The organism is Buchananella hordeovulneris (assembly GCF_001907235.1).
Lineage (GTDB): Bacteria > Actinomycetota > Actinomycetes > Actinomycetales > Actinomycetaceae > Buchananella > Buchananella hordeovulneris.
The window spans coordinates 223623-248522 of the sequence record NZ_MQVS01000001.1 but is presented as its reverse complement, the minus strand read 5'-3'; the positions used below and the strand labels follow the sequence as shown (position 1 = coordinate 248522).

Annotated in this window: 37 protein-coding genes and 1 tRNA gene; 5 read left to right on the top strand and 33 right to left on the bottom strand. The window is 67.3% G+C overall.

Going from position 1 to position 24900, the window contains the following annotated elements:
• Positions 1-203: 203 nt before the first annotated feature.
• The 27 genes from BSZ40_RS01165 to BSZ40_RS01035 form a co-directional block, all read right to left on the bottom strand.
• Positions 204-773 carry a hypothetical protein gene (locus BSZ40_RS01165; RefSeq protein ID WP_073822470.1) on the bottom strand — a complete coding sequence of 190 codons (570 nt, stop codon included), beginning with the start codon at positions 771-773 and terminating at the stop codon, positions 204-206.
• Positions 770-1660: a type I methionyl aminopeptidase gene (map, locus tag BSZ40_RS01160; protein WP_073822468.1), complete on the bottom strand. Its 891-nt coding sequence runs from the start codon at positions 1658-1660 to the stop codon at positions 770-772. The genes BSZ40_RS01165 and map overlap by 4 nt, the downstream gene beginning before the upstream one ends.
• Positions 1657-2244, bottom strand: a complete 588-nt coding sequence (locus BSZ40_RS01155; protein WP_425425630.1) for an adenylate kinase — start codon at positions 2242-2244, stop codon at positions 1657-1659. The genes map and BSZ40_RS01155 overlap by 4 nt, the downstream gene beginning before the upstream one ends.
• Positions 2241-3530 carry a preprotein translocase subunit SecY gene (gene secY, locus BSZ40_RS01150; protein WP_073822465.1) on the bottom strand — a complete coding sequence of 430 codons (1290 nt, stop codon included), beginning with the start codon at positions 3528-3530 and terminating at the stop codon, positions 2241-2243. Before secY ends, BSZ40_RS01155 begins: the two co-directional genes overlap by 4 nt.
• 204 nt (positions 3531-3734) lie before the next feature.
• Positions 3735-4226 carry a 50S ribosomal protein L15 gene (rplO, locus tag BSZ40_RS01145; RefSeq protein WP_073822464.1) on the bottom strand — a complete coding sequence of 164 codons (492 nt, stop codon included), beginning with the start codon at positions 4224-4226 and terminating at the stop codon, positions 3735-3737.
• Positions 4227-4228: 2 nt separating this feature from the next.
• A complete protein-coding gene (gene rpmD, locus BSZ40_RS01140) occupies positions 4229-4411 on the bottom strand; it encodes a 50S ribosomal protein L30 (RefSeq protein ID WP_073822462.1) in 183 nt (60 codons plus the stop codon).
• A complete protein-coding gene (gene rpsE, locus BSZ40_RS01135; protein ID WP_073822461.1) occupies positions 4411-5115 on the bottom strand; it encodes a 30S ribosomal protein S5 in 705 nt (234 codons plus the stop codon). Before rpsE ends, rpmD begins: the two co-directional genes overlap by 1 nt.
• A 34-nt stretch (positions 5116-5149) precedes the next feature.
• A complete protein-coding gene (rplR, locus tag BSZ40_RS01130; protein WP_073822459.1) occupies positions 5150-5521 on the bottom strand; it encodes a 50S ribosomal protein L18 in 372 nt (123 codons plus the stop codon).
• On the bottom strand, positions 5521-6057 hold the full coding sequence (gene rplF / locus BSZ40_RS01125; protein ID WP_073822458.1) for a 50S ribosomal protein L6: 537 nt from the start codon (positions 6055-6057) through the stop codon (positions 5521-5523). The genes rplR and rplF overlap by 1 nt, the downstream gene beginning before the upstream one ends.
• Positions 6058-6069: 12 nt before the next feature.
• Positions 6070-6468 carry a 30S ribosomal protein S8 gene (gene rpsH, locus BSZ40_RS01120; protein ID WP_073822456.1) on the bottom strand — a complete coding sequence of 133 codons (399 nt, stop codon included), beginning with the start codon at positions 6466-6468 and terminating at the stop codon, positions 6070-6072.
• A gap of 71 nt (positions 6469-6539) precedes the next feature.
• Positions 6540-6725, bottom strand: a complete 186-nt coding sequence (locus BSZ40_RS01115) for a type Z 30S ribosomal protein S14 (protein ID WP_073822455.1) — start codon at positions 6723-6725, stop codon at positions 6540-6542.
• A gap of 1 nt (position 6726) precedes the next feature.
• Complete coding sequence (gene rplE, locus BSZ40_RS01110) at positions 6727-7284, bottom strand: 50S ribosomal protein L5 (RefSeq protein ID WP_073822453.1); 558 nt, start codon at positions 7282-7284, stop codon at positions 6727-6729.
• Positions 7281-7625 carry a 50S ribosomal protein L24 gene (gene rplX, locus BSZ40_RS01105; RefSeq protein WP_073822452.1) on the bottom strand — a complete coding sequence of 115 codons (345 nt, stop codon included), beginning with the start codon at positions 7623-7625 and terminating at the stop codon, positions 7281-7283. Before rplX ends, rplE begins: the two co-directional genes overlap by 4 nt.
• A gap of 2 nt (positions 7626-7627) precedes the next feature.
• Positions 7628-7996 (bottom strand): 50S ribosomal protein L14, encoded by a 369-nt coding sequence (rplN, locus tag BSZ40_RS01100; RefSeq protein WP_073822450.1) that lies wholly within the window; start codon positions 7994-7996, stop codon positions 7628-7630.
• 74 nt (positions 7997-8070) lie between these two features.
• Complete coding sequence (gene rpsQ / locus BSZ40_RS01095) at positions 8071-8352, bottom strand: 30S ribosomal protein S17 (RefSeq protein WP_073822448.1); 282 nt, start codon at positions 8350-8352, stop codon at positions 8071-8073.
• Between the two features lie 5 nt (positions 8353-8357).
• Entirely contained in the window at positions 8358-8594 is a 237-nt protein-coding gene (rpmC, locus tag BSZ40_RS01090) for a 50S ribosomal protein L29 (RefSeq protein WP_073822447.1), read from the bottom strand.
• Entirely contained in the window at positions 8591-9010 is a 420-nt protein-coding gene (gene rplP / locus BSZ40_RS01085; RefSeq protein ID WP_073822445.1) for a 50S ribosomal protein L16, read from the bottom strand. The genes rpmC and rplP overlap by 4 nt, the downstream gene beginning before the upstream one ends.
• Before the next feature lie 3 nt (positions 9011-9013).
• Positions 9014-9823, bottom strand: a complete 810-nt coding sequence (rpsC, locus tag BSZ40_RS01080) for a 30S ribosomal protein S3 (protein ID WP_073822443.1) — start codon at positions 9821-9823, stop codon at positions 9014-9016.
• Positions 9823-10185: a 50S ribosomal protein L22 gene (rplV, locus tag BSZ40_RS01075; protein ID WP_073822442.1), complete on the bottom strand. Its 363-nt coding sequence runs from the start codon at positions 10183-10185 to the stop codon at positions 9823-9825. The genes rpsC and rplV overlap by 1 nt, the downstream gene beginning before the upstream one ends.
• Positions 10186-10226: 41 nt before the next feature.
• A complete protein-coding gene (gene rpsS / locus BSZ40_RS01070; protein WP_073822440.1) occupies positions 10227-10508 on the bottom strand; it encodes a 30S ribosomal protein S19 in 282 nt (93 codons plus the stop codon).
• A 12-nt stretch (positions 10509-10520) separates the two neighbouring features.
• On the bottom strand, positions 10521-11357 hold the full coding sequence (gene rplB, locus BSZ40_RS01065; protein WP_073822439.1) for a 50S ribosomal protein L2: 837 nt from the start codon (positions 11355-11357) through the stop codon (positions 10521-10523).
• A gap of 32 nt (positions 11358-11389) precedes the next feature.
• Positions 11390-11695, bottom strand: coding sequence for a 50S ribosomal protein L23 (gene rplW, locus BSZ40_RS01060; protein ID WP_073822437.1), 306 nt, complete (start codon positions 11693-11695; stop codon positions 11390-11392).
• The gene (rplD, locus tag BSZ40_RS01055; RefSeq protein ID WP_073822436.1) at positions 11692-12336 is read right to left on the bottom strand and encodes a 50S ribosomal protein L4; all 645 of its coding nucleotides are present in this window, start codon (positions 12334-12336) and stop codon (positions 11692-11694) included. Before rplD ends, rplW begins: the two co-directional genes overlap by 4 nt.
• Position 12337: 1 nt before the next feature.
• Positions 12338-12997, bottom strand: a complete 660-nt coding sequence (rplC, locus tag BSZ40_RS01050) for a 50S ribosomal protein L3 (RefSeq protein ID WP_073822434.1) — start codon at positions 12995-12997, stop codon at positions 12338-12340.
• 14 nt (positions 12998-13011) lie between these two features.
• The gene (rpsJ, locus tag BSZ40_RS01045; protein WP_073822433.1) at positions 13012-13320 is read right to left on the bottom strand and encodes a 30S ribosomal protein S10; all 309 of its coding nucleotides are present in this window, start codon (positions 13318-13320) and stop codon (positions 13012-13014) included.
• 701 nt (positions 13321-14021) lie between these two features.
• On the bottom strand, positions 14022-14429 hold the full coding sequence (locus BSZ40_RS01040) for an FKBP-type peptidyl-prolyl cis-trans isomerase (protein WP_073822431.1): 408 nt from the start codon (positions 14427-14429) through the stop codon (positions 14022-14024).
• Between the two features lie 25 nt (positions 14430-14454).
• On the bottom strand, positions 14455-15414 hold the full coding sequence (locus BSZ40_RS01035; protein ID WP_073822430.1) for a Bax inhibitor-1/YccA family protein: 960 nt from the start codon (positions 15412-15414) through the stop codon (positions 14455-14457).
• Positions 15415-15628: 214 nt separating this feature from the next.
• Between BSZ40_RS01035 and BSZ40_RS01030 the strand changes: the two genes are divergently transcribed.
• From BSZ40_RS01030 to BSZ40_RS01015, 4 genes are all read left to right on the top strand, one after another.
• Positions 15629-16546: an ABC transporter ATP-binding protein gene (locus tag BSZ40_RS01030; protein WP_073822428.1), complete on the top strand. Its 918-nt coding sequence runs from the start codon at positions 15629-15631 to the stop codon at positions 16544-16546.
• Between the two features lies 1 nt (position 16547).
• Positions 16548-17429 carry an ABC transporter permease gene (locus BSZ40_RS01025; protein WP_073822426.1) on the top strand — a complete coding sequence of 294 codons (882 nt, stop codon included), beginning with the start codon at positions 16548-16550 and terminating at the stop codon, positions 17427-17429.
• Positions 17430-17499: 70 nt separating this feature from the next.
• Positions 17500-18939 carry a sensor histidine kinase gene (locus BSZ40_RS01020; RefSeq protein WP_073822424.1) on the top strand — a complete coding sequence of 480 codons (1440 nt, stop codon included), beginning with the start codon at positions 17500-17502 and terminating at the stop codon, positions 18937-18939.
• Positions 18936-19613: a response regulator gene (locus BSZ40_RS01015; protein ID WP_073822734.1), complete on the top strand. Its 678-nt coding sequence runs from the start codon at positions 18936-18938 to the stop codon at positions 19611-19613. The genes BSZ40_RS01020 and BSZ40_RS01015 overlap by 4 nt, the downstream gene beginning before the upstream one ends.
• 41 nt (positions 19614-19654) lie before the next feature.
• Here the strand turns inward: BSZ40_RS01015 and BSZ40_RS01010 are convergent.
• A tRNA-Leu gene (locus BSZ40_RS01010) sits at positions 19655-19728 on the bottom strand.
• Positions 19729-19780: 52 nt separating this feature from the next.
• Here BSZ40_RS01010 and nhaA point away from each other — a divergent pair.
• Positions 19781-21070, top strand: a complete 1290-nt coding sequence (gene nhaA, locus BSZ40_RS01005) for a Na+/H+ antiporter NhaA (RefSeq protein WP_245793749.1) — start codon at positions 19781-19783, stop codon at positions 21068-21070.
• 139 nt (positions 21071-21209) lie between these two features.
• Here nhaA and BSZ40_RS01000 read toward each other — a convergent pair whose 3' ends face one another.
• The 5 genes from BSZ40_RS01000 to BSZ40_RS11800 form a co-directional block, all read right to left on the bottom strand.
• Positions 21210-21911 carry an HAAS signaling domain-containing protein gene (locus BSZ40_RS01000; protein WP_073822423.1) on the bottom strand — a complete coding sequence of 234 codons (702 nt, stop codon included), beginning with the start codon at positions 21909-21911 and terminating at the stop codon, positions 21210-21212.
• On the bottom strand, positions 21908-22246 hold the full coding sequence (locus BSZ40_RS00995; protein WP_073822421.1) for a PadR family transcriptional regulator: 339 nt from the start codon (positions 22244-22246) through the stop codon (positions 21908-21910). Before BSZ40_RS00995 ends, BSZ40_RS01000 begins: the two co-directional genes overlap by 4 nt.
• A 162-nt stretch (positions 22247-22408) precedes the next feature.
• A complete protein-coding gene (locus BSZ40_RS00990) occupies positions 22409-23359 on the bottom strand; it encodes a Ppx/GppA phosphatase family protein (RefSeq protein WP_073822420.1) in 951 nt (316 codons plus the stop codon).
• On the bottom strand, positions 23356-23877 hold the full coding sequence (locus BSZ40_RS00985; protein WP_073822418.1) for a DUF501 domain-containing protein: 522 nt from the start codon (positions 23875-23877) through the stop codon (positions 23356-23358). The genes BSZ40_RS00990 and BSZ40_RS00985 overlap by 4 nt, the downstream gene beginning before the upstream one ends.
• Positions 23870-24337, bottom strand: coding sequence for an FtsB family cell division protein (locus tag BSZ40_RS11800; RefSeq protein WP_073822416.1), 468 nt, complete (start codon positions 24335-24337; stop codon positions 23870-23872). The genes BSZ40_RS00985 and BSZ40_RS11800 overlap by 8 nt, the downstream gene beginning before the upstream one ends.
• Between the last annotated feature and the right edge of the window lie 563 nt (positions 24338-24900).

Sequence of the window (24900 nt, the reverse complement as noted above, 5' to 3'; positions counted from 1 at the left end):
GAACCAGTGTCCTTACATCTCGACTGGACTCGACGCCGGTTCCCGACGCCGCTGCCCGCCCCGGGAACCGCCTTGCCTGCTTCCTACAGGGTGGCGGAGGGCGCGCACGTCCGACGTGCAAGCATAGTTGATTCTGCGGGGCGGCAAAAGCGGGCAAATGGCGGGGCGGAGGTGAATCTGCCCACGCGCGGGGCGCGGCGACCTCACCGACCGACCTGCACCCGCTCCCGGTCGAGGACTTCCAGCGCCGACCCCAGCTGCGCGCTCGTGGCGTCGAGGTTAATTTTGTCGCTCTTGCCGTCGTACCAGAACGCCACATCCCCCAGCTCGCCGGGCAGCAGGCCGGGCAGATCACCGGCCAGTTCGCGGTAGGTGTCGGCCGTGAAACGGGAGACGAAGACCACGCCCATGCCGGGGCCGACTTCTTGGGCCACGGCCCGCTCGGCCGCGTAGGCCAAGAGCTGACTGTCGGCCTCCAACCCCAGGTAGACCACCCCGTCGTAGGGGTCGATGAAGGGCCCGGCAAAGTTGCCGTCCGGGTCGGCGGCGGCCCCGAAGAGATCGTTGTCGTAGCGCAGCTGCGCCAGCAGATGGGCGGCGGTCTCTTGGTCGACGACGACGCGGGTGTCGGTCGGCAAGGCCGTCGGCGCGGAGTCGGCGCAGGCCGCTAGCCACCCGAGTGCCAGGCCCACGGCCGCCAGCCGGGCGCCGCTGCCCGCCCGCGACACTCGGCGAGGGACGGCCTCGTCTGCCCGCCGGGGGCGCCAGTTCACTGCGGCTCCACGGGGGCCAGCCCGTAGGGAGCTAGCAGGGCAGCGCCGCCATCGCGGGCGGTCAGCACCCACACCCCGCCCTCCAGCAGGGCGACGGTGTGTTCGGAATGGGCGGCGCGCCCGCCCCCACGCGACACGGCAGTCCACCCGTCGTCTAAGACCACGCAGGCGTCCTTGTTTAGGGCATCCCCCGCGTCTATCAGCATCGGCTCGATGCAGATGGCCATCCCCGGGTGCAGTTTGGGGCCGCGACCGCGTGTCCGGTAGTTCAACACATCCGGCTCGGTGTGTAGCTCGTTGCCGATCCCGTGGCCGGTGAACTCCAACGGAATGCCGTACTCCACGCCGGTGCGGGCCAAATGGCGCTCCACGACTTCCTCCACGGCCTCCCCCACGTCGTCCACCCGCGCGGTCCCCGCCGCGAGCTGGCGAGCCACGCGGGCGATGGCAGCATCCCGGGCTTCGTCGGTGACGCGCACCAGGTCCTGATCGGCTGCGCTGCCCGCCTGCCAGCCGCCAACTATCGTCGTGAAGCAGGCGTCCGCGTGCCACTGGCGCCCGGCTTCGTCTAGGACGTAGGCACCGCAGTCGAACGACACGACGTCGCCGCGTTGCAGCACCCGAGGCCCGGGGATGCCGTGCACGACCTCTTCGTTGACCGAGATACATACCGTGGCGGGAAACCCGTGATAGCCGAGGAAGTTGGAGTAGGCGCCTGCCGCCTCGATGACGTCGGCGGACACGGCATCAAGTTCGCCGGTGGTGCGACCGGGGGCAACAGCGGCGCGCAGGGCGTCGTGGATGTCAGCCACGACCAGCCCTGCGCGCCGCATGTGCCGCAGGCCGGAAGAATCGATCAGCTTACTGCGGCGACGAATCACGGTCAGTCCTCTGGGTCGGCCAAAGCGCCCCGGATAGCTGCCAGGAGCCGCGTCGTTACCTCGTCGACGGACCCCATACCGTCAACCTGCACCAGCAGGCCGCGGGCAGCATAGGCCGCCGCCAGGGGCGCGGTCTGTTCCGCGTAGACCTCCAGGCGCCGCCGAATGACTGGCTCGGTGTCGTCGGCCCGCCCCTGCTCGTGGGCCCGGTTGAGCAACCGCGCCACCACCTCGTCGGTGTCGGCAGTCAGCTCGACGACGATGTCCAGGCCCAGCCCGCGGGAGGCCAACATGCGATCGAGCTCGTTGACCTGGTCGCTGGTGCGCGGGTAGCCGTCCAGCAGGAAGCCGTGCGCCGCGTCGGGGGCCTGCAACCGCGCGTCGACCATCAGGTTGGTGACCTCGTCCGGGACGTACTCCCCCGCCTCCATGTACTGCTGCGCCCGCTTACCGAGATCGGTGCCCTGGGCCACGTTGGCGCGGAAGATTTCGCCGGTCGAAATGGCGGGGATGCACAGCTCCGCCGCCACGCGCGCCGCCTGGGTGCCCTTGCCCGCCCCGGGCGGGCCGAGCATTACCATCCGTGTCATGCCAAGAACCCTTCGTAGTGCCGCTGCTGGAGCTGGGAGTTGATTTCCTTGACGGTCTGCAGGCCGACCCCCACGATGATGAGGATCGTGGTGCCGCCGAACGGCAACTGGGCGATCTTCAACAGGTTCATCGCAATGGTCGGCAGCAACGCAATGATCAGCAGGTAGATGGCACCAGCCGTGGTGATGCGGGACACGACGTAGCGCAGGAAGTTGGCGGTCGGCTGGCCGGCCCGAATACCGGGAATGAAGCCGCCGTATTTCTTCATGTTATCGGCCACCTCGTCCGGGTTGAAGGTGATGGCGGTGTAGAAGAAGGCGAAGAACAAGACCAGCAGCCCGTAAATGGCCAGGTAGCCCCACGAGGTTTGCGCCAGGTGCCGCTGGATCCACAGCGCCCAGCCGGCCTGCGGGTTTGCGAACTGCACGGCCAGGGCCGGCAGCGCCAGAATCGAGGAAGCGAAGATGACCGGGATAACACCGGACATGTTGATCTTGATCGGGATGTAGGTGGTGGTGCCTCCCATGAGACGGCGCCCCACCATGCGCTTGGCGTACTGCACCGGGATACGCCGGGTGGACTGCTCGACGTACACCACAGCCAGGGTGATGGCCAGAATCAGGGCCAGCATGACGGCGAACTTGGTCCAACCGTTGTTGGATTGCCCGATGCTAAGCATGGAGGCCGGGAAGCCCGCCACGATCGAGGTGAAGATCAGCAGCGACATGCCGTTGCCGATGCCCCGCTCGGTGATCAACTCACCGAGCCACATGATCAAGCCGGTCCCGGCAGTCATGGTCAAAATCATCAACACAAACGTCCACACCGAGTCGTTAACCAGCAGGGGCTCGGTGCAGCCGGAGAAGATACGGCCCGTGCGGGCCAAGGTGATGATGGTGGTGGACTGCAGCACCGCCAACCCGATCGTGAGGTAACGGGTGTACTGCGTCAGCTTGGCCTGACCGGCCTGCCCTTCCTGGTGCAGGTCCTCAAAGCGCGGCACCGCCACCCGCAACAGCTGGATGATGATGGAGGCCGTGATGTAGGGCATGATGCCCAGGGCAAAAACGCTCAGCTGCAGCAAAGCGCCACCTGAGAAGATGTTTACCAGGTCCAACAGGCCGCCGGTGTTCTGGCTGTCGACGCAGGCCTCAAGGGCCTTGTAACTCACGCCCGGGGTGGGGATGTAGGAACCCAGGCGGAACACCGCCATGATCCCAAGCGTGAACAACAGCTTGCGTCGCAGATCCGGCGTGCGGAACGCCTGGACGAATGCGGTGAGCAAACTTCCTCCTCAATGGCGCGGGATGCCGCTAAGTGCACCCTGTGGCGATAACTCCCTAAGCGTACTCGCTGCTCGGGAAGACTTGCACACCGGCCGGCCTCTTCGCCAGGCAGATGCGCGAAACATGGGAAATATCATCCCGACAATAAGTCTTTAATTTGTTAAGTGGCGGTGGGCGGCCCGTTCGGGCCGCCCACCGGCTCATCACTCGGCGGAAATAGAACCGCCAGCTGCTTCGATCTTCTCCTTAGCGGAAGCAGACCAAGCATCAACCACGAGCTCCACCTGCACGGTGATCTCGCCGGTGCCAAGCACCTTGACGGGGTGGCCGCGACGCACCGCACCGGCCTCCACCAGGGCCTCGACGTCGATCTTGCCGCCCTGCGGGAACAGGGTGGAGATCTTGTCCAGGTTCACCACCTGGTACTCGACGCGGAACGGGTTCTTGAACCCGCGCAGCTTCGGCAGGCGCATGTGGAGCGGCATCTGCCCACCCTCAAATCCTGCCGGCACCTGGTAGCGAGCCTTGGTGCCCTTGGTACCACGCCCCGCCGTCTTACCCTTCGAGCCCTCACCACGCCCGACGCGCGTGCGCGGGGTCTTGGCGCCCGGAGCCGGACGCAGGTGGTGTACTCGCAGGATCTTGCCGGTGCCGCGGGATTCCTCCGGCGTCACCTTGTCCTCCAACTGAGCCATCGTCAGTCGACCTCCTCAACGGTGACCAGGTGGGCCACCGTGGCGATCATGCCGCGCACGGACGGGCTGTCCTCACGCACGGTGCTCTGACCGATCTTGCGCAGGCCCAGGGTACGCAGCGTCTGCCGCTGGTAGTCCTTGCCACCGATGCTCGACTTCTTCTGGGTGATCTTGAGCTTCGCCATCACGCACCGACCCCTCCGGCTGCCGCCTCAGCTTCAGCCTTTTCCTTGGCCTGCCGCTTCTCAGCTTCGCCCTCGGCGCGCGCCCGCAGCAGCGCGGCCGGTGCCACGTGCTCCAACGGCAGGCCACGCCGGGCGGCCACCGCTTCGGGCTGCTCAAGCTGCTTCAGCGCCGCCACCGTCGCCCGGACGATGTTGATCGCATTCGAAGAGCCCAGCGACTTGCTGAGAATGTCGTGCACACCGGCGCATTCGAGCACGGCGCGCACCGGACCACCGGCGATAACACCGGTACCCGGGGAGGCCGGACGCAGCAGCACCACGCCAGCCGCGTCCTCGCCCTGCACCAGGTGCGGGATCGTCTTGCGCACGAGCGGGATACGGAAGAAGTTCTTCTTCGCTTCCTCCACGCCCTTGGCAATCGCTGCCGGAACTTCCTTGGCCTTGCCGTAGCCGACGCCGACGGTGCCTTCACCGTCACCGACCACGACCAGGGCGGTGAAGGAGAACCGACGCCCACCCTTCACAACCTTGGAAACCCGGTTGATCGTGACAACACGCTCAATGAACTGGTCACGTTCGCCACGCTCAGCGCGGCGGTTGTTTTCGCGACGGTCGTCGCGGCGGCCGCGGCGCTCGTTGTCGCGGCCCTCGCGCCCGTCGTTCGAGCCGGCGGTACCGGCCCTACCTCGCTGCGGTGCAGCCATCAGATGTTCCTCTGCTTTCCGTGGGTCGCGCTTGTCACAGGGTCAGACCGGCCGCGCGGGCGCCGTCGGCGACCGCAGCAACACGTCCGTGGTACTTGTTGCCGCCCCGGTCAAAGACCACGGCCTCAACACCGGCAGCCTTGGCACGTTCGGCGACCAATTCGCCCACTCGCCGAGACTTGTCCACCTTCTTGCCCTCGGCGCTGCGCAGCGCAGCTTCGAGAGTGGAGGCGGAAGCCAGGGTGCGGCCGACCGAGTCGTCCACAACCTGCGCCACCATGTGACGGTTGGAGCGGGTAACCACCAAGCGCGGACGCTCGGGAGTACCAACGATGCGCTTGCGTAGACGCAGGTGGCGGCGCTTGCGAGCAACGGCCTTGCCCTTGCCCTTGACCGAGATAGCCATCACTTACCAGCCTTTCCGACCTTGCGCTTGACCTGCTCGCCGGCGTAGCGCACACCCTTGCCCTTGTAAGGCTCGGGCTTGCGCAGCTTGCGAATGTTGGCCGCGACCTCGCCCACCAACTGCTTATCGATACCCAGCACCGAGAACCGGTTCGGGCCCTCAACCTTGAAGCTGATGCCCTCCGGCGCCTCGACAACCACCGGGTGGGAGAAGCCCAGGGCAAACTCCAGCGAGGTGCCCTTCGCGGTCACGCGGTAACCAGTACCGACGATCTCCAGCTTCTTCTCGTAGCCCTCGGTAACGCCCACCACGATGTTGTGCAGCAGGGTGCGGGTCAGGCCGTGCAACGCCCGCGAGGCGCGCTCGTCGTTCGGACGGCTGACAACCAGCGAACCGTCCTCGACAACCACCTGAATCGGGGTAGGAATCGTGTGGGTCAGGGTGCCCTTCGGGCCCTTGACCGTCACCAGTGCGCCATCAATCTGCACGTCGACGCCGGCCGGGACGGTTACGGGCAGCTTGCCAATACGAGACATGCCTAGCCTCCCTTACCAGATGTAGGCGAGGACTTCCCCACCCACACCCTTGTCGGCCGCCTGACGGTCAGTCAGCAGCCCCGAGGACGTGGACAGGATGGCCACGCCGAGACCGCCGAGCACCTTCGGCAGGTTAGTGGACTTCGCGTACACGCGCAGACCCGGCTTGGAAACCCGTTTGACGCCAGAGATGGCGCGCTCCCGGTGGTTCCCGTACTTCAGGTTGAGCGTGAGCTTCTTACCGACCTCGGCGTCCTCGACGGTGAACCCGCCGATGTAACCCTCGGTCTGCAGGATCTGAGCGATCGCTGCCTTGAGCTTGGAGTGCGGCATGGTGACCGAGTCGTGGTACGCCGCATTGGCGTTCCGCAGACGCGTGAGCATGTCCGCAATGGGGTCTGTCATTGTCATTGTGGGCCTTAAGCCCTTCCTCGTCGTGGTTTCCTCCGGGGCTTATCCCCGTGGGACCTACGACGTAGTCGTTACCAGCTGCTCTTCGTGACGCCCGGAAGCTGGCCGTCAAGGGCCATCTTGCGCAGGCAGATACGGCACAGGCCGAACTTGCGGTAGACCGAGTGCGGGCGGCCGCAGCGCTGGCAGCGCGTGTAGGCCCGAACCCCGAACTTCGGCTTGCGGTTCGCCTTGTTGATCAGTGCGGTCTTCGCCATCTCAGTTCTCCTTGAAAGGGAAGCCGAGGCGGCGCAGCAAGCTGCGTCCCTCCTCGTCGGTGGACGCCGTGGTCACCAGGGTGATGTCCATGCCCCGGACGCGGTCGATCTTGTCCTGATCGATCTCGTGGAACATCGACTGCTCGGTCAGACCGAACGTGTAGTTGCCCTGGCCATCGAACTGCTTGGCCGACAGTCCGCGGAAGTCGCGGATGCGGGGCAGCGCCAGGGACAGCAGCCGGTCCAAGAACTCCCACATGCGGTCGCCCCGCAGCGTGACGTGCGCGCCGATCGGCATGCCTTCACGCAGCTTGAACTGGGCGATCGACTTGCGGGCCTTGGTGACGGCCGGCTTCTGACCAGTGATGGCGGCCAGGTCGCGCACGGCGCCCTCCATGAGCTTGGCGTCGCGCGCGGCTTCGCCCACACCCATGTTGACCACGATCTTGACCAGACCGGGGACCTGGTGCGGGTTCGCGTAGCTGAACTCCTCCTGCAGGCCCGCCACAATCTCGCTGCGGTACTTGGCCTTCAGGCGCGGCAAAACGGACTGGCTCACTTGACGTCCTTCCCGGAGCGCTTGGCGTAACGAACGCGCACCTCGCGGGTGCGACCGTCCCGGGTCACCGTCTCGACACGGTGGCCCACGCGGGTGCCCTTCTTCGTTTCGGGGTCAACCAGCATCACGTTCGAGATGTGGATCGGGGCCTCAACGGTCTCGATGCCACCCGAGGTCGCGCCGGTGCGCGACCGACCGGCCTTCACGTGCTTGGTGGCACGCGCCACACCTTCCACGATCACGCGGTCTTCCTGCGGGCGCACCTCCAGGACTCGACCCTTAACGCCCTTGTCGCGACCGGCGATAACGATCACCATGTCGCCCTTCTTGATCTTCGCCATGCTCAGATCACCTCCGGGGCGAGCGAAACAATACGCATGAACTTCTTGTCACGCAGTTCCCGGCCCACCGGGCCGAAGATACGCGTGCCGCGCGGTTCGCCGTCGTTCTTCAGGATGACGGCTGCGTTCTCATCGAAACGGATGTAGCTGCCGTCGGGACGACGACGCTCCTTGGTGGTACGGACGACCACGGCCTTGACCACGTCGCCCTTCTTGACGTTGCCGCCAGGGATAGCGTCCTTGACGGTGGCGACGATCGTGTCGCCGATACCGGCATAGCGCCGGCCGGAGCCGCCGAGGACACGGATGCACAGAATCTGCTTCGCACCCGTGTTGTCGGCGACCTTAAGCCGCGACTCCTGCTGGATCATGAGTAATAACTCCTGTCGTCGAGCCGGTTCTCGGTTCCCCGAGCCTTGCCGAACAAATAAGGGACTGTGAGGGCTTACTTAGCCTTCTCGAGGATCTCCACCACGCGCCAGCGTTTGGTGGCGCTGAGCGGGCGGGTCTCCATAATGCGAACCAGGTCGCCGACGCCGCACTCGTTGAGCTCGTCGTGCGCCTTGACCCGGGAGGTCCGACGCATGACCTTACCGTAAAGCGCGTGCTTCACGCGGTCCTCAAGCTCGACCACGACGGTCTTGTTCATCTTGTCACTCACCACGTACCCGCGGCGAACCTTGCGTTCGCCCCGCGGAGCCTGCGTGGTCTCGGTGTTCTCAGCCATATCGCTCACTTCTCGCTCGGGGCGGTCCGGATGCCGAGCTCGCGCTCGTGCACGATGGTGTAAATCCGGGCGATGTCGCGGCGCACGGCCTTCAGACGACCGTGGTCCTCGAGCTGGCCCGTGGCGGCGGTAAACCGCAAGTTGAACAGCTCCGCCTTGGCCTTTTCCAGTTCCTTGGCCAAGCGCTCGTTGTCCATGGTGTCCAGTTCCTTGGGGGACAGGCCCTTGCTACCGATCATCAGGCGTCACCACCCTCGCGAGTCACAAAACGAGTCTTCATGGGGAGCTTGTGCTGCGCGCGACGCATGGCCTCACGCGCCAGCGGCTCCGGAACGCCAGCCAGTTCGAACATGATGCGACCAGGCTTGACGTTGGCGATCCACCATTCCACGGAACCCTTACCGGAACCCATGCGGGTTTCGGCCGGCTTCTTGGTGAGCGGACGGTCCGGGAAAATCGTGATCCAGACCTTACCGCCACGCTTGATGTGCCGCGTCATGGCGATACGGGCGGCTTCGATCTGCCGGTTGGTGATGTACGCGGGCTCCAGGGCCTGGATCGCGTAGTCACCGAAGGTGATCTGGGTGCCACCGGAAGCCGCACCGGTGCGGTGCGGGCGGTGCTGCCTGCGGAACTTAGTCCGGCGGGGGATGAGCATGGCTCAGGCCTCCGTTCCTGCTTCGGCCGCCGGTGCCTGCTCGGCTGCCGGGGCTTCGTTCTGAGTCGCCTCGTCGCGGCGCGGGCCACGGCTGTCGCGGCGCGGGCCACCCCGACGCTCGCCACGGCCACGACCCCGCGGGCCGGCCTCGGCCTGGGCGCGGGCGAATTCCTTCTCGGTGAGGTCGCCCTTGTAGATCCACACCTTCACGCCGATACGCCCGAAGGTGGTGCGGGCCTCGTAGAAGCCGAAGTCGATGTTCGCCCGCAGGGTGTGCAGCGGCACGCGCCCTTCGCGGTAGAACTCCGACCGAGACATTTCCGCCCCGCCCAAACGACCCGAGCACTGCACCCGGATGCCCTTGGCACCCGACCGCATGGCGGCCTGCATGCCCTTGCGCATGGCGCGCCGGAAGGACACGCGGGAGGCCAACTGCTCGGCGATACCCTGCGCCACCAACTGCGCTTCGATCTCGGGGTTCTTCACCTCGAGGATGTTCAGCTGCACCTGCTTGCCGGTCAGCTTCTCCAGGCTGGCGCGCAGCCGGTCGGCCTCCGCCCCGCGGCGGCCGATCACAATACCCGGACGGGCAGTGTGCAGGTCGACACGCACGCGGTCACGGGTGCGCTCGATCTCCACCTTGGCGACCCCGGCGCGGTCCAGACCCTCTTCCAGCAGTCGGCGGATGGCCACGTCCTCCCGCACGAAGTCGGCGTAACGCTGCCCCTCCTTCGTGGAGTCCGCAAACCACCGGGAGCGGTGGAACGTCGTGATGCCCAGACGGAAACCGGTCGGGTTTACCTTCTGACCCATTACTTGGTCACCTTCCCCTCGTTACCGACGACCACGGTGATGTGGCTCGTCCGCTTAAAGATCCGCGCAGCACGCCCCTGGGCGCGCGGACGAATCCGCTTGAGGGTCGGGCCCTCATCCACGTACGCCGCCACGATCCGTAGCTTGTCGTACTCAAACTTGTCCCCATCGCGCTCCGCCTTGAACTGCGCGTTCGCGATGGCGCTCTCCAACACCTTCAGCACAACTTCCGCTGCCTGCTGCGGTGCGAATCGCAAAATGTCAATTGCCTCAGCGGCACGCTTACCCCGGACGACGTCCACGATGCGGCGCGCCTTCATCGGCGTGGTGCGGACGAACCGCGCCTGCGCCTTGGCTTCCATCTGCTGCCTCATTTCCGTTTCTGTAACGCAGGTGCCTTCGCCTAGCGGCGACGGCCCTTACGGTCGTCCTTTTCGTGCCCGCGGTAGGTGCGAGTGGGCGCGAACTCACCGAGCTTGTGTCCCACCATCGATTCGGTGACGAAGACGGGCACGTGCTTGCGTCCGTCGTGCACCGCGAAGGTGTGCCCCAGGAAGTCCGGGGTGATAACACTGCGGCGCGACCAGGTCTTGATCACGTTCTTGGTGCCGGCTTCGTTCTGGGCGTCCACCTTCTTCTGCAGGTGGTCGTCAACGAAGGGCCCCTTCTTCAAGCTGCGTGGCATCGTTTATCCCCTCTAGCGGCTCTTGCCGGTCTTACGGCGACGCACGATCAGCTTGTCGCTCGGCTTGTTCGGACGGCGGGTACGGCCCTCGGGCTTACCCCACGGGCTCACGGGGTGCCGACCACCAGAGGTGCGGCCCTCACCACCACCGTGCGGGTGGTCCACCGGGTTCATGACGACACCACGCACGGTCGGGCGCACGCCCTTCCAGCGCATGCGGCCAGCCTTACCCCAGTTGATGTTGGACTGCTCGGCGTTGCCCACCTCGCCAATCGACGCGCGGCACCGGACATCCACGTTGCGGATTTCGCCGGACGGCATACGCAGCTGGGCGTACCGGCCTTCCTTCGCCACCAGCTGCACCGAGGAACCGGCCGAGCGGGCGATCTTGGCCCCACCACCGGGACGCAGCTCCACGGCGTGGATCACGGTACCGAGCGGAATGTTGCGCAGCGGCAGGCTGTTGCCGGGCTTGATGTCAGCCCCCGGGCCCTGCTCGATGATGTCACCCTGCTGCAGCTTGGCCGGGGCGAGGATGTAGCGCTTCTCGCCGTCGGCGTAGTGCAGCAGCGCGATGCGCGCGGTGCGGTTCGGGTCGTATTCGATGTGCGCGACCTTCGCGGGCACGCCATCCTTGTCGTGCCGCCGGAAGTCAATCATGCGGTAGGCGCGCTTGTGGCCCCCACCCTTGTGCCGGGTGGTGATACGTCCCGTCGAGTTCCGGCCACCGGTCTTGGAGAGCGGACGAACCAGCGACTTCTCCGGCTCCGAGCGGGTGATCTCGACGAAGTCGGCCACGCTGGCGCCGCGGCGCCCCGGCGTCGTCGGCTTGTACTTACGGATTCCCATAACGATCCTTCAATCTCGTTCGTAGTCGCCCGTTACAGCGCGACTTCGCCAAAGATGTCGATGGTGCCCTCGCGCAGCGTGACGATCGCGCGCTTGGTTGCCTTACGGCGGCCGACGCCGAAGCGCGTCCGCTTAGTCTTGCCTTGGCGGTTGGCGGTGTTAACCGACTCCACCTTGACGTCAAAAATCTTCTCGATCGCGATCTTGATCTCGGTCTTGTTGGAGCGGGGGTCCACCAGGAAGGTGTACTTGCCCTCGTCCATGAGCGAGTAGCTCTTCTCCGAGACGACCGGGCCGAGGATGATGTCGCGCGGGTTCTTCGCGGCTTCGATGCTCACTTGGCCTCCTCCTCGCTGTTCGTGCCGAGGAACGCCTGCAGCGCACCGGCGGTGAACACGACGTCCTCGTTGACGAGCACGTCGTAAGTGTTGAGCTGGTCGGCCCACAGCAGGTGCACCTGCGGCAGGTTGCGCAGGGACAACGCCGTGACCTCGTCGGTGCGCTCCAGCACGACGAGCGCCGAACGCTCCGTCAGGTGGCTCAGGGCCGCCAACGCCGCCTTAGTCGACGGGGTGGACTCCAGGCCGAAGGAGGAGATGACGTGGACGCGGCCGTTGCGGGCGCGGTCCGACAGGGCCCCGCGCAGGGCGGCGCGCTTCATCTTCTTCGGGGTGCGCTGGGTGTAGTCACGCGGCTGCGGGCCGTGCACCACGCCACCACCAGTGAACTGGGGCGCGCGGATGGAGCCCTGGCGGGCGTTACCGGTGCCCTTCTGCTTGTAGGGCTTGCGGCCACCACCGGCCACGGCGGCGCGGTTCTTGGTGGAGTGCGTGCCCTGGCGGGCGGCGGCGCGCTGGGCGACAACCACCTGGTGGATCAGGGGCACGTTGGGCTCAACGTCGAAGACCTCGGCGGGCAGCTCGACGGAACCGGACTTGGCGCCCTTGGCGTCGTACAGGTCGACGGTCTGGGTGGTCATCTCAGGCCCCCTTCACGGCAGTGCGGATGACAACCACGCCGTTCTTCGGCCCCGGGATGGCCCCGGTCACCAGCAGCACACCGCGCTCGGTGTCCACGGCGTGGATGGTCAGGTTCTGGACAGTGCGCCGGGCGTTGCCCATGCGACCAGCCATACGCAGGCCCTTGAACACGCGGCCCGGGGTGGCGCAGGCGCCAATGGAGCCCGGCTTGCGGTGGTTGCGGTGCGCACCGTGCGAGGCGGAAACACCCGCGAAGCCGTGCCGCTTCATCACACCGGCGAAGCCCTTACCCTTCGAGGTGCCGGTGACATCGACGGTCACCCCAGCTTCGAAGGTCTCCACGGTCAGTTCTTGGCCCACGGTGTACTGGTCGGCGTCGGCGGTGCGCAGCTCGGCGACGTGCCGCCGGGGGGCGACGCCCGCCTTAGCGAAGTGGCCCTTCAGGGGCTTGGTCACCTTGCGCTCGGGGATTTCGCCGAAGGCAAGCTGCACGGCGGAGTAGCCGTCAACCTCGGGGGTGCGGACCTGGGTGACGACGTTGGAGCCAACGTGCACCACGGTCACCGGCACGAGGCGACCGGCCTCGTCCCACACCTGCGTCATGCCCAGCTTCCGCCCGAAGAGCGCCTTGCGCTGAACGGTGTCTCGATAAGAAGTCATGATTGCCGGTTACCTCAGAGCTTGATCTCGATGTTGACGTCGGCGGGCAGGTCGAGACGCATGAGCGAGTCGACGGCCTTCGGCGTCGGTTCGATGATGTCGATGAGCCGCTTGTGGGTGCGCATCTCGAAGTGCTCGCGGCTGTCCTTGTACTTGTGCGGCGACCGGATCACAACGAACACGTTTTTCTCGGTCGGCAGCGGCACCGGGCCCACAACCTTCGCACCGGCACGCGTCACCGTGTCGACGATCTTGCGCGCCGAGCTGTCGATGACCTCGTGGTCGTACGACTTGAGCCGGATGCGGATCTTCTGTTCCGCCATGGCGTCGATCTACCTCTCTTCTACCAACATATCTCCCGGCCCCCGCGCTCGGGCGTGTCGCATTTTGTGCGCTGCGTTCCCTGCACGTTCACCTGATGGTGGAGGCCGAATATTCCTTGTTCCCGGGCAAAATCCCGGGTTGGGAAGTCATTTTGCGCCCGAAACCAGTTCGGGCAACCGGAAAAGTTTGCCACACGGCCCGTAAATGGCGCTAGCGGCGAGCAACTCATTCCTGCGTGAGATGGGCGACATGTCCCGCAGGACGACGCCCCCTCCCGTTTCCGGCCCGGCAACTCTACCAGCATTCCCCCAGGAACTGGCAAGTGCGAGCCCGCCGTCACCTCCGTGAGTCGCCTCACGACTTTGCTTGATTTTCTGCCCAAAACCCTGCGACACGCCCGAGCGCGGGGGGCGTGTCGACGCCGCCCCAGTGGCCGCAGCTCAAGCTAAACCCCGCCCCTACCCCCGGTCCGCGACACGCCCGGGTGCGGGGGGCGGCGGGCCGCCGCGTTCCTACCGGCCGTGGCTGGCCCCACAGCCGCGCGGCTAGCCGTCCCTGGCGGCCGCGCCAGTTGCTCGCCACCGACCCCGCCTGGCGGGCAGCGCAGCGCACTTGCCTCGCAGCGGGCGCGGGGTCCCGCCCACGCTAAGCCAGTGGGGGACGGGCTCCGCCCGTCCCCCACCGCACTTCTCCGTGCAGACTACTCAACTCCGACTATGTCGGTGACGAACACCAGGGTGGCCCCGCCGGGAATACCCGCCTGCGGGATGCCGCGCGCCCCGTAGGCCAGGTCCGCCGGAATGACCAGCAGCACGCGGGAGCCGACCCGCTGACCCACCAGGCCCTGGTCCCAGCCCTGGATCACCGCTCCGACCCCGATCGGGAAGCCTACGGTCTGCCCGCGGTCGAAGGAGGTGTCAAAGACGGGCCCGTCCCACACCTGACCGAAGTAGTGGCACACCAGCTTGTCGCCGGCCTCCACCACCTCGCCGTCGCCCTCGTGCAGCACGCTCACCTGCAACTCAGTGGGGGCAGGCGTGGCGGGGAAGGTCAGGGTCGGCTTGACCCCGAATTCACCGGCCACCGTCACATTGTTCGTCATCGCCATACCTTTCGTTTCGCGCCTGCGGCGGTCAGTTGTCGCGCATGATCGCCAGGATCCGCAGGAACTCAATGTAGAGCCACACGATGGTAACCATCAGCCCGAACGCCGCCGACCAGGCGTACTTCCGCGGCGCCCCGTTGACCACGCCCTTCGTAATGGCGTCAAAGTCCACCAGCAGGCTCATCGTGGCCAGAATCACCGCGACAACCCCGATCACGACCCCCAGCGGCAGCCCGAAGACCTCAATGCCACGCAACCCCCACGGGTCGGACACCGTGTTGGTAATCATCAGGCCGAAGTTCACCAGGCAGAACACCCCGTAGGACAGGGTGGCAATCATGACGAAGCGAGTGAACTTGGGGGTCACCCGCACCTTGCCCGACTTGAACAGCAGCAGCGTCACCATAAACGTCACGAACGTGGCGAGCACCGCCTGCATCACGATGCCGGGGTAGAGATCCTCGAAGTAACCGGAAATACCACCCAGGAACAGCCCCTCCGCCAATGCGTACAGGCTGATCAGCAGCGGGCTTGGCTCCCGCTTGAAGGCGTTGACCAGGCCGAGGACGAAGGCCACGACCGCGCCCCCGATAGTCAAGCCCAGGCCGAGGGCGCTGTCGCGCATGATCCACGCCACGACGGCAGTGACCAGCAGCAAACCGAAGAGCATGCCGGTGCGCATGATGACGTCGTCGTACGACATCCGCCCCGTCTGCACCGAGTTGGCGGCCGGGGCCGCGTACTGCGCGTTTAGTCGCTGGATCTCAGATTGCTGCGGGTGGTCGTAGCCCGTCGGCGCCCCGTAGCCCGTCGGCGCCCCGTAGGCGGTCGGCGCCCCGTAGGCGGTCGCCTGACCGTAGCCCGGGGCCTGGCCAAACTGTCCGGGCGCATAGCCAGGCATCGTCGGGTAGCCGGCCGGGGTGGTCTGTGGGCGGGTCTGTACCTTGGCCCCAAAAATCGGGCTGTTGTTAAGCACCGGGTTAGTCATGCCATCTCCTAGCTCAGGTTTGACAGACATTGTCCCCGCCCGCTGCCACCTACACAACCTGTCTGGGGCGGAGGACGGGCGAACGCCCCCTTCCGCAGGAGGAGAGGGTCATTCGCAAGGGCGGCTTTTCCTCCCACGCGTTTAGCCCTGGGCGACTATTTGGGGCGCGCAGCGCTGCGCCAGAATGGACTTATCAGCTTGTGAAGGAGGCAACATGATTGAGGCACAAGGCCTCACGAAACATTACGGCACGAAGGTCGCCGTGGATAACGTGAGCTTCACTATTCCCGCCGGGGCGGTCACCGGCTTCCTCGGCCCCAACGGGGCGGGGAAGTCCACGACAATGCGGATGATCGTCGGACTCGACAAGCCCACCGCTGGCCAGGTAACCGTCGGCGGCCAATCCTTCGCCAAGCACCCGGCACCCCTAACCCAGGTCGGGGCACTGCTCGACGCCAAGGGAATCCACCCCGGCCGGACCGCCCGCAACCACCTACTCGCCCTGGCCCGCACCCACGGCCTGTCCAAGCGCCGGGTTGACGAGGTGCTGGAGTTGACCGGCTTGACGTCGGTGGCGGGTAAGCGCGTGGGCGGCTATTCGCTCGGGATGGGCCAACGCCTCGGCATCGCCGCCGCGCTGCTCGGCGACCCCGAGGTGCTGCTTTTCGACGAGCCGGTGAACGGCCTGGACCCCGAAGGGGTGCGGTGGGTGCGGCAGATGTGCCGCTCGCTGGCCGCCGAGGGCCGGACCGTCTTCGTCTCCTCTCACCTGATGAGCGAGATGTCGCAGACCGCCGACCACCTGCTCGTCATCGGGCGCGGCCGCATCATTACCTCCGGCCCCGTCAAAGAGGTGATCGCTGCCGCCACCAACACCTCGGTGCTCGTGCGCAGTCCCCAGGCGGGAGCACTGGCCGAGCGCCTGGCCGCCGCCGGCGCGCAGGTCTCCCGGCACAACGATGGGGCGCTGAGCATTCTTGGCCCCAGCGCCGCCGACATCGGCGAGCTGGCCGCCGCGGCCCACATCACGCTGCACGAACTAACCCCGCAGACCGCTTCGCTGGAGGAGGCCTACCTGACCCTGACCCAGCACGACGTCGAGTACGCCACCGGCGTACGCCAAGGAGCCTGACATGTCGCACTCACTTCCCCAACCGGTCCCTGCCGCCCACCCCGTCGGCGGCTCCGTCCAGCGCTCCCGCAACATCTCGCCAAACGCGCGCCTGACCTTCCCTCGGGTCCTAGCCAGCGAATGGGGCAAGTTCTGGTCGCTGCGTTCCAGCTACTGGGTGTGCGCCATCACGCTGCTGATCGGCATCGGCTTCGGTTTGATCATGATGTTCGCCCTCCAAGCCGCCGCCGATGAAGGGCGGCCGCAAGCGCTGGCCGCCGGCGAAGGTGCCATGCCCCTGCTGCTGACCATGCCGCTGATCTTTGGTTCGATGGTGGTCGGCACGCTCGGCGCCCTGACGGTGTCCAACGAATACTCCTCGGGCCAGATCCGCTCTTCGCTCACCACCGTGCCGTCCCGCACCCCGTTCTTTTTCGCCAAGGTGCTGACCATCCTGGTGGTCTCCGTCATCCTGTCGGTCATCATCTACAGCGCCATCAACCTGCTGGCGCACCTGGTGCTCAGTGACAGCCACATCCTGTCCCCCACCCATGCCGACAACCTGCGCACCTTGCTGACCACCATCGGGGCCCTGACCGCCATCGCCCTCATGGGGGCCGGGTTCGGCTTCACCTTCCGCAACACGGCGATGGCCATCACCAGCGTCTTCGTCGCCTTGTTTGTGGCGTGGGTGGTGCTCCAGCTCGCCGGTGGCTTCCTCAGCCAGCTGTGGGAGCCGCTCGGCAAGCTAATCGACTACCTGCCGACGTCGGCGGCCGTGGCGCTACTCAACCCAGAGGCCGCTAGCGACGCCTCCGTCCTGCGCAACGTCTTGACGCTGGCCGCGTGGTCCCTGTTCCCCCTCGGGGTGGGCCTGGCCACCCTGAAGTCGAAGGACGCCTAACCTAGCAGGGGGCGGGCCCGGCCACCGCCGGGTCCGCCCCCTGCTTATCCCCCGCGGGAAAGGAAGAAACATGTGCCGCCCGGGCCGCTCCTCTGCCTCCATCTCGCGCTTGGAAAAGTGGTGGCAGCGCAACCAAGTGCTCGGCGATCTGCTGATTGCCATCGCCTACGTCGTCACCGTCATCATCCTGTCTTCCCTGGCTTCCCGCTCCCTGGGCTACGCACCGCTGCAGGGCTGGGACATTACGTTGACGCTCCTCGGCGTCATTTGCCTGCTGGCCCGCCGCAGCTTTCCCGTGCTCGCCCTGGCGGTGCTGGTAGTTTCCCCCGTCGTCCTGGCCGTTACCTTCCGGCTCCTCGCCCCGACGCCGTCTTACCCGTGGCTGACCATGAGCGCGGACTTCGCACCCTTCTTCATCGCTTTCTCGGCGGTGGGCGTGCTTATCTACACCATTGCGGAGCTGCGGGGCGCGTGGCTGACCTGGCCCGCCGTCGGTGGCGCCATCGCCGTTAAGGCACTTGAGATGTGGGTCGTCGGCCTGCCGATGCTCACCAGTGGGCTCGTGCTCTCCATTTACGCTATGGCCCTGACGATTCCCGCCCTGAGCGGGGTGGCGGTGCGCCTGCAACGCTTCCGGCTGGCGGAGTTGGAGCAGTCGAACGCGCGGCTGGTGTTGGAGCGCGACCAGCGATCCCAGCTGGCGGTCTCGCAAGAACGCACCCGCATCGCCCGCGAGATGCACGACGTCGTCGCCCACTCCCTGGCCATCATCGTCACCATGGCCGACGGGGCGGCCGCCAACCTGGAACGCAATCCCGCCCTGGCCCGCACCGCCATTGAGCAGCTGACGACCACCGGGCGGGCTGCCCTGGCCGACACCCGCCGCCTGGTGGGGGTGCTGCGCGACGATGCCCCCGCCCCCGTACCGCCGCCGACTACCTCGCTGCCCACGGCAGCCGCACATTCGCAGCCCGCCCCGGCCGCGGCAACCACCGACGCGCCTGCGGGCAGCGGGGCAGCAAACGACGCCAAATCGCAGTCGCTACAGCTGGCGGATCTCACCGCCGATCCTTCCGTGCCCCTGGGGCCCGCCCCCGCCGCCCGCGACATCGCCGAGCTCGTGGATCGTTTTCAAAACGCCGGCCTGCCCGTCACCTTCGAGCGCACGGGTGGGGCCCTGCCTGACAACGACGGTCTCCAGCTGGCCGTTTATCGGATTGTGCAGGAAAGCCTGACCAACATCCTGCGCTACGCCCCAGCCTCACCCCAGATCAGCGTGCGGCTTGCCCGCTCCACGGGCGCCGTCGAGATCACCGTCGACAACGACGCCGGCGCTGCCGGGCCGCCGATGCCCGGATCCGGCAAGGGCATATTGGGCATGGCCGAACGCGCGGCGGTTTATGGTGGACGGGTGCAAGCCGGCCCCACCCAGCGCGGATGGCGTGTACATGCGCTCATGCATTGGGATGAAGAAGAAGCAGGAGATACCCCGTGGCAGCTGCCGACATGACGGAGAAGATCTGCGTCCTCCTCGTCGACGACCAACCGTTGATGCGGATGGGTTTTCGTATGGTGCTGGACGCCGAGGCGGACATTGAGGTCGTCGGGGAGGCCGCCGATGGCACCACCGCGGTGCAGATGGTGCGCACCTTGCACCCCGACGTCGTGCTCATGGACGTGCGCATGCCCGGGATGAACGGCATCGATGCCACCGCCCAAATCGTGGCCGCCCACCCGCACACCCGGGTGCTGATCCTGACCACCTTCGACCTCGACGAGTACGCGTTCGCGGGGCTGCGGGCGGGGGCCAGCGGCTTCCTCTTGAAGGACACGCGCCCGCAGGAACTCGCCGATGCGATCCGCACGGTCGCCTCCGGCGAGGCGGTGGTTTCTCCGCGTATCACGCGGCGCATGCTGGAGATGTTCGCCACGCAGCTGCCCAGCGAGGCTGGGGCGAGCCCGCAGCCGGTGTCCGACCCCGGCGTGGACAGCCTCACGGCCCGCGAGCGCGAGGTGCTGGAGCTGATGGCCCAAGGCATGTCTAATGCGGAAATCGCCGCGCACCTGGTGCTCAGCTCCACCACCGTAAAGACGCATGTCGGCAACGTGTTAGCCAAGCTAGATGTGCGCGATCGGGTGCAGGCGGTCGTGCGGGCCTACGAGGCGGGCATCGTCAAACGCTGAGCCGTACTGCGGGCCCGAGCGAGCGGTGCGTCGGTAAGCAGTGCCCCCAGCGGGACTCGAACCCGCAACATACCGATTTTAAGTCGGCTGCCTCTGCCAATTGGGCTATGGGGGCCCGGCGGTCTTATCGTAGCGGCAGAACAACGCAACCCGACACAAGGTTCACGATGAGCACCGATAAGTCTTCGCCCCCCGCCCGCCGCTCCCGCCACATGGCCTTTGATGAGCTCTTCGACATTGTGCCCGGCCGCCTGCGAGATGAGACTTTTGCGGGACTGCTGGTGCTGTCGGCGGCCGCGCTGGCGCTCGTACTGGCCAATACCGGGGCGGCGCACTGGTACCACGAGCTGGCGCACTACCACGTGGGTCCCGCCTCCCTCGGTCTCAATCTGTCTCTCGCGCACTGGGCAGCCGACGGGTTGCTCGCCATCTTCTTCTTCGTCATCGGCCTGGAGCTGAAGACCGAATTCACCGTCGGTTCGCTGCGCGATACCCGCCAGGCGGCCCTGCCAATGATCGCCGCCGTGTTTGGCATGATCGGCCCGGCCTTGATCTACGTCGGCACACAGTTGGCGTTCTCCTCCCCGGAAATGAACGGGTGGGCCATCCCCTCGGCGACCGACATTGCTTTCGCCGTGGCGGTGCTGGGCATCGTTGGGCGCGGGTTGCCCAGCGCCGTGCGCACCTTCCTGCTGACCCTGGCGGTGGTCGATGATCTATTGGCCATCATCGTCATCGCCCTGTTCTACTCCGAGTCGATCCAGCTGGCGTGGCTGGGGGCCTCGTTGGCCACCACGGTGCTGTTCGCGGTCCTCGTGCGCAAGCGGATCTTCAGCCGCTGGCTGCTGCTGCCGCTCGGAGTGTTGGCCTGGTACTTCATGCTGCGTTCCGGTATCCACGCCACCATCGCGGGGGTAATCCTGGGTCTGGTGGTGCCGGCCCGGCGGCACGATGAGTTGGACGCCGACCTCGCGCACGGGGGCCGGACGCATCACGTGTCCCACCGAATCCAACCGTGGAGCGCCGGGATCGCTCTGCCGATCTTTGCCTTCTTCGCGGCCGGCGTGACGGTGGTGGGCACCGAGGGGGGCATCGGGGCGGCGTTTAGCGACCCGGTGGCCATCGGCATCTACCTGGGGCTCCCGCTCGGCAAGTTCCTCGGGATTGCTGGCTCGGTGTGGCTACTGGTGAAGTTCACGCCCTTGACGCTCGGCAAGGGCGTGATCATGAAGGACGTGGCCGCCATTGGCTTGTTGTCCGGGATCGGCTTCACGGTGGCGCTGCTGGTGGCGGGCCTCGCTTTCCCGGGCCGCCAGGAGCTGGTGGATCACGCCTCCATCGCGGTGATCATCGGCTCGGTGCTCTCGGCGCTGCTGGGGGGCCTCATCGTGCACCACCGGGCCGCCGAACACCGCCGCCTGGACAGTGCCGAGCAACGCGAGGACGCACTGGACTAACTGGCTACCTGCGGCGGGCCGCCACCTGGGGGCCGCGTTACCTTTCGTCTGGCAGGTCAGCGGCGGCCAACTCGCACCGGCCGCACCTGGGCGCCGCGCTAAGGCGCAGCTTCCGGGTGCGGCCTGCGCGTCTACACGGTCACGACCACAGGAGCGTGGCCAGCTCGAGCAGGCCGAGGCCGAGGGCCACGAGCACGAACAGCCACTGGGGCGCCTGCCCTAGGGGCGCGGGCCGCCGGGTGGGCGTCCGCGGGTCGACGATGGGGTCGTCCCACTTCTTGACCGCCGCCCACTGACCCACGACCGACACGGTCAGCAGCGCCAGGCACACCAGCCCCAACAGCCACGGCGGCAACGCGAAGGCCGTCGCGGGGACCAGGCGGGGCAGCAAGGCGAGCGCCACCACGCCCCCGCCGAAGAAGACGGTGCCCACCAGCCAGTTCTCCAGCAGCGGCCGCAGCAGTTGCAGCGCCAGCCACACGAGCACTCCCACCAGCCCGAGGGAGAGAAGCTGGCCCCAGCTCACGGCGGCCGTTGCGGCGCCCGCGTGCAGGGCGCGAACGAGCGGGGGCGCCAGGAAGGCGCCCGCCAGCCCGGCGGCGATCGGCACCGTTAGCCCCACCCGGCTGGCAAGCGTTGCGGTGGGTTGGCGGGTGGGCAGCGTCAGCGAGCGTGCGTACTGGCGGGGGTCGCCGAAGGCCTCCGCGGCGCTCTGCCCCGCGTCGGCGCAGTGCGCCTCGACGGCGGCCAGGGCGTCGCCGATAGCGGCGCCGGGCACGTTCCGCAACCGTAGCTCCAACGTCATCTCGGCGAGCCATTTGTCGTCGGGCATGGCGTTCATAGCTCCTCCTTCGCGATGAAGCGGGTGGTGTGGCGGGCGAAGGTGGCCCAGAGGGCGGCCTGGGTGGCCAGTTCGGCGCGCCCGGCGGCCGTCAACAGGAAGTATTTGCGCCCAGGGCCGCCGTCACCAGCGCGCCATTCGGTCTCCACCAGCGCCGCGGCCTCGAGGCGGCTGAGTAGCGGGTAGAGGGTGCCGCCCTTGATGGTGCCGAAGCCGGCCTCCTCGAGCGCGGCCGCCAGGGCGTAGCCGTAGGTGGGCCCGTCGGCGAGCGCTCGCAGCACCGCCAGGGAGAGCACTCCCCGCAGCCATTCGCTGGGCCATTGTCCAACCGCCATGACTAGATAGTGCCACTAACTAGCCTGACTGTCTAGCCTGTCTAGCTAGTGGTCGAGGCCCGCCCCAGTCCAACACTTGCCGGGCAGCGGACGATACCCGCACCCCGGCGGACGGCGACCCGCCGCCACGGCTGCGGCGCGCGGCCCCCGGGCAGCGCGCGGTCAGGCCAGCGACAGGGCGATGCCGTCGAGGATGTCGTGCTCGGAGGTGCGCACGTGGGTCAGCTCCTGCCCGGTGGCCGCCACCGCCTCGGCCACGGCGGTAATCACCTCGCTCCACACGACACACCCGGCCGCGATCACATCGACCCGCCCCGGGTGCATGAACCCCATAGCTTCCTTGTCGGCGCGCGTCGCCTCGATCAGCTTCGCGCAGGCGGCCAGTGCCTGCGCCACCGGCAGGCGCGCGCCGTGAATGGCCCCCGGATCGTAAGCGGGCAGGCCCAGGGCGTGGGCAGTGACCGTGGTGATGGTGCCGGCCAAGCCGATTAGGGTCTGCGTGCGCGCCAGCGCGAGGTCGGCGACCGCAGGCGCCAACAGAGCCCGCACGTCGGCCCGGGCAGCGGCCAAGGCAGCTGCGCTCGGGCGCCCAGCGGCGTCCAGGCTGGCCGCCAGGTGCCGCTCCGTCAGGCGCACACAGCCGACGTCGAGGCTGCGGGCCGCCTCCACCCGGCCGCGCCCGCGCACCAGTTCGGTCGAGCCGCCCCCGATGTCGACGACGGTGGTCTGCCCGCCGTCGGCCAGCCCCGCGGTGGCGCCCCGGTACGACAGCTCAGCCTCTTCCTGCCCGCTGATGACCTCGGGGGCGGTCCCCCACACGTCGGTGACGGCCTGCACGAACAGGTCCCGGTTGTCGGCATCGCGGGTGGCGGAAGTGGCGACAAAGCGGCGCGCGCTCGCGCCGTGTCGCGCGGCCAGTTCGGCATAGTCGCGGGTGGCCGCAATAGTGCGCGCCAGGGCCTGCGGATCAAGCCTGCCAGTGGCGTCCACGCCGTGCCCGAGGCGCACCACCCGCATCTGCCGCTCGATGTCGACCAGTCCGTGCGGCGTCAGATCGCCGATAAGGAGCCGGATGGAATTGGTGCCGCAGTCGATGACGGCCACCCGCTTCACGCCGACTCGCCTTCCGACTGGGGGCAGGCGCAGCTTCGCTGATCCCATAGACCCCGCTCCGCCGCCAAGGCCAGCGCCCGATCCCCGATCGGGTTGACCCCCGGCCCGGCCGCCAAGGCATGCCCGGCCAGGGCGTGCAGGCACTTTATGCGGTGCGGCATGCCCCCCGCCGACACCCCGGCGATCTCGGGGACCTGCCCGAGGGCAGCACGATCGGCTAGGTAGGCGGCGTGCGCGGCAGCATAGGCAGCCTGCAATTCCGGATCTCCCGCCAGCTCGGTCGCCAGCGCGTCCATGACGTGCTCAGCTTCCAGCGTGCTCATCGCCTTCACCGCCGCCGGGTGCGTCAGGTACAGGGTGGTGGGAAAAGGGGTGCCATCTTCCAGCCGCGGAAAGGTGCGCACCACCGTCGGCCGCCCACACACGCAGCGGGCCGCAATCGAGTGCACGGCCCGCGGGACGCGCCCCAACTGTTCCGCGAGGACGGCGAGATCAGCCGGGGTGGCGTCGTCATTCATCACTGGTTCCTTCACTGGCCGCAGGACTGCCACTGGGCGTGGGGGTTGGGGTGGAGGAAGGCAGTTTACCGGGTGGGCGGGCGGGCTGCCCGGACCACACTTGGTCGTACCACGGGGCGTCAGCGGGCAGAGGGCTGGGACTGGCGGTCGGGGCGGGCCGCAACCCGCCCAGGGTTTGCGAGTCCAGCACGACGAATACGGTCTCCCCCGGCGCGACGAAACCGAGCCGGGTGCGGGCCTCACGCCGCACGACGTCCTCGTTGTCCCACCGCTCCAACTCGGCGCGCAGCTTTTCGTTGCGCAGCTGGGCAGCCTCCACTTTCTGCTGCAAAGTGGCCAGTTCGTGCCGCTGGGAGAGGTAGCCGCGCACGGGGTTGATGATGATGGACAGGATCAGGATGCACAGCAGAACGAACAGCGGAACCCGGATGCGGGCAGGAATGCTGCTGGGGGCAGCCACCGTGGAGGTTTTGCTGGCAAAGATGCGGCTGCCGACGCGACGGCTTCCCGGGTGACCACTGGGCCGCCGCCCGGCCCGCTTTGTGCGCCCAAGGCCAGAGCGTCGATTTTGCCGCTCGGCGCTTGCGGGGGCTGCCTCACTGGGCGGAGGTTTGCGCGGCGTCGGCGGCGGGGTGGGGTGGGGCGAAGTGGCGGCAGGCGGACTGTCTGCCGGGCGCCGTGCCCCCGACGACGTTGGCGGGGTAGGCCGAGAAGGGCGCCGACCAGCGCCGCTACTCCGCGGCACACGCGGCCGCTTCGGGCCGCCGGGGATGTGGTCAGGCATGTGTCCAATCGTCTCGCAGTCTCCCGACGCCTCTCAATAGCAACACGCACCCACCCGCCCCGGGTTCGCCCTAGCGCCGCCATTGATTTTCCCCAAACCTTCGCTACTGCCGTTAGCGCTCCGTTACCAAGAGACGACGCGCCAAACAGGCACCGCAGCGAACCGCAATAAACCGGTATAAACCGGGGCCGAAAAACGCCCCGCCCACCAGGGGCGGGAGATTTCTCACATCTTCCCCC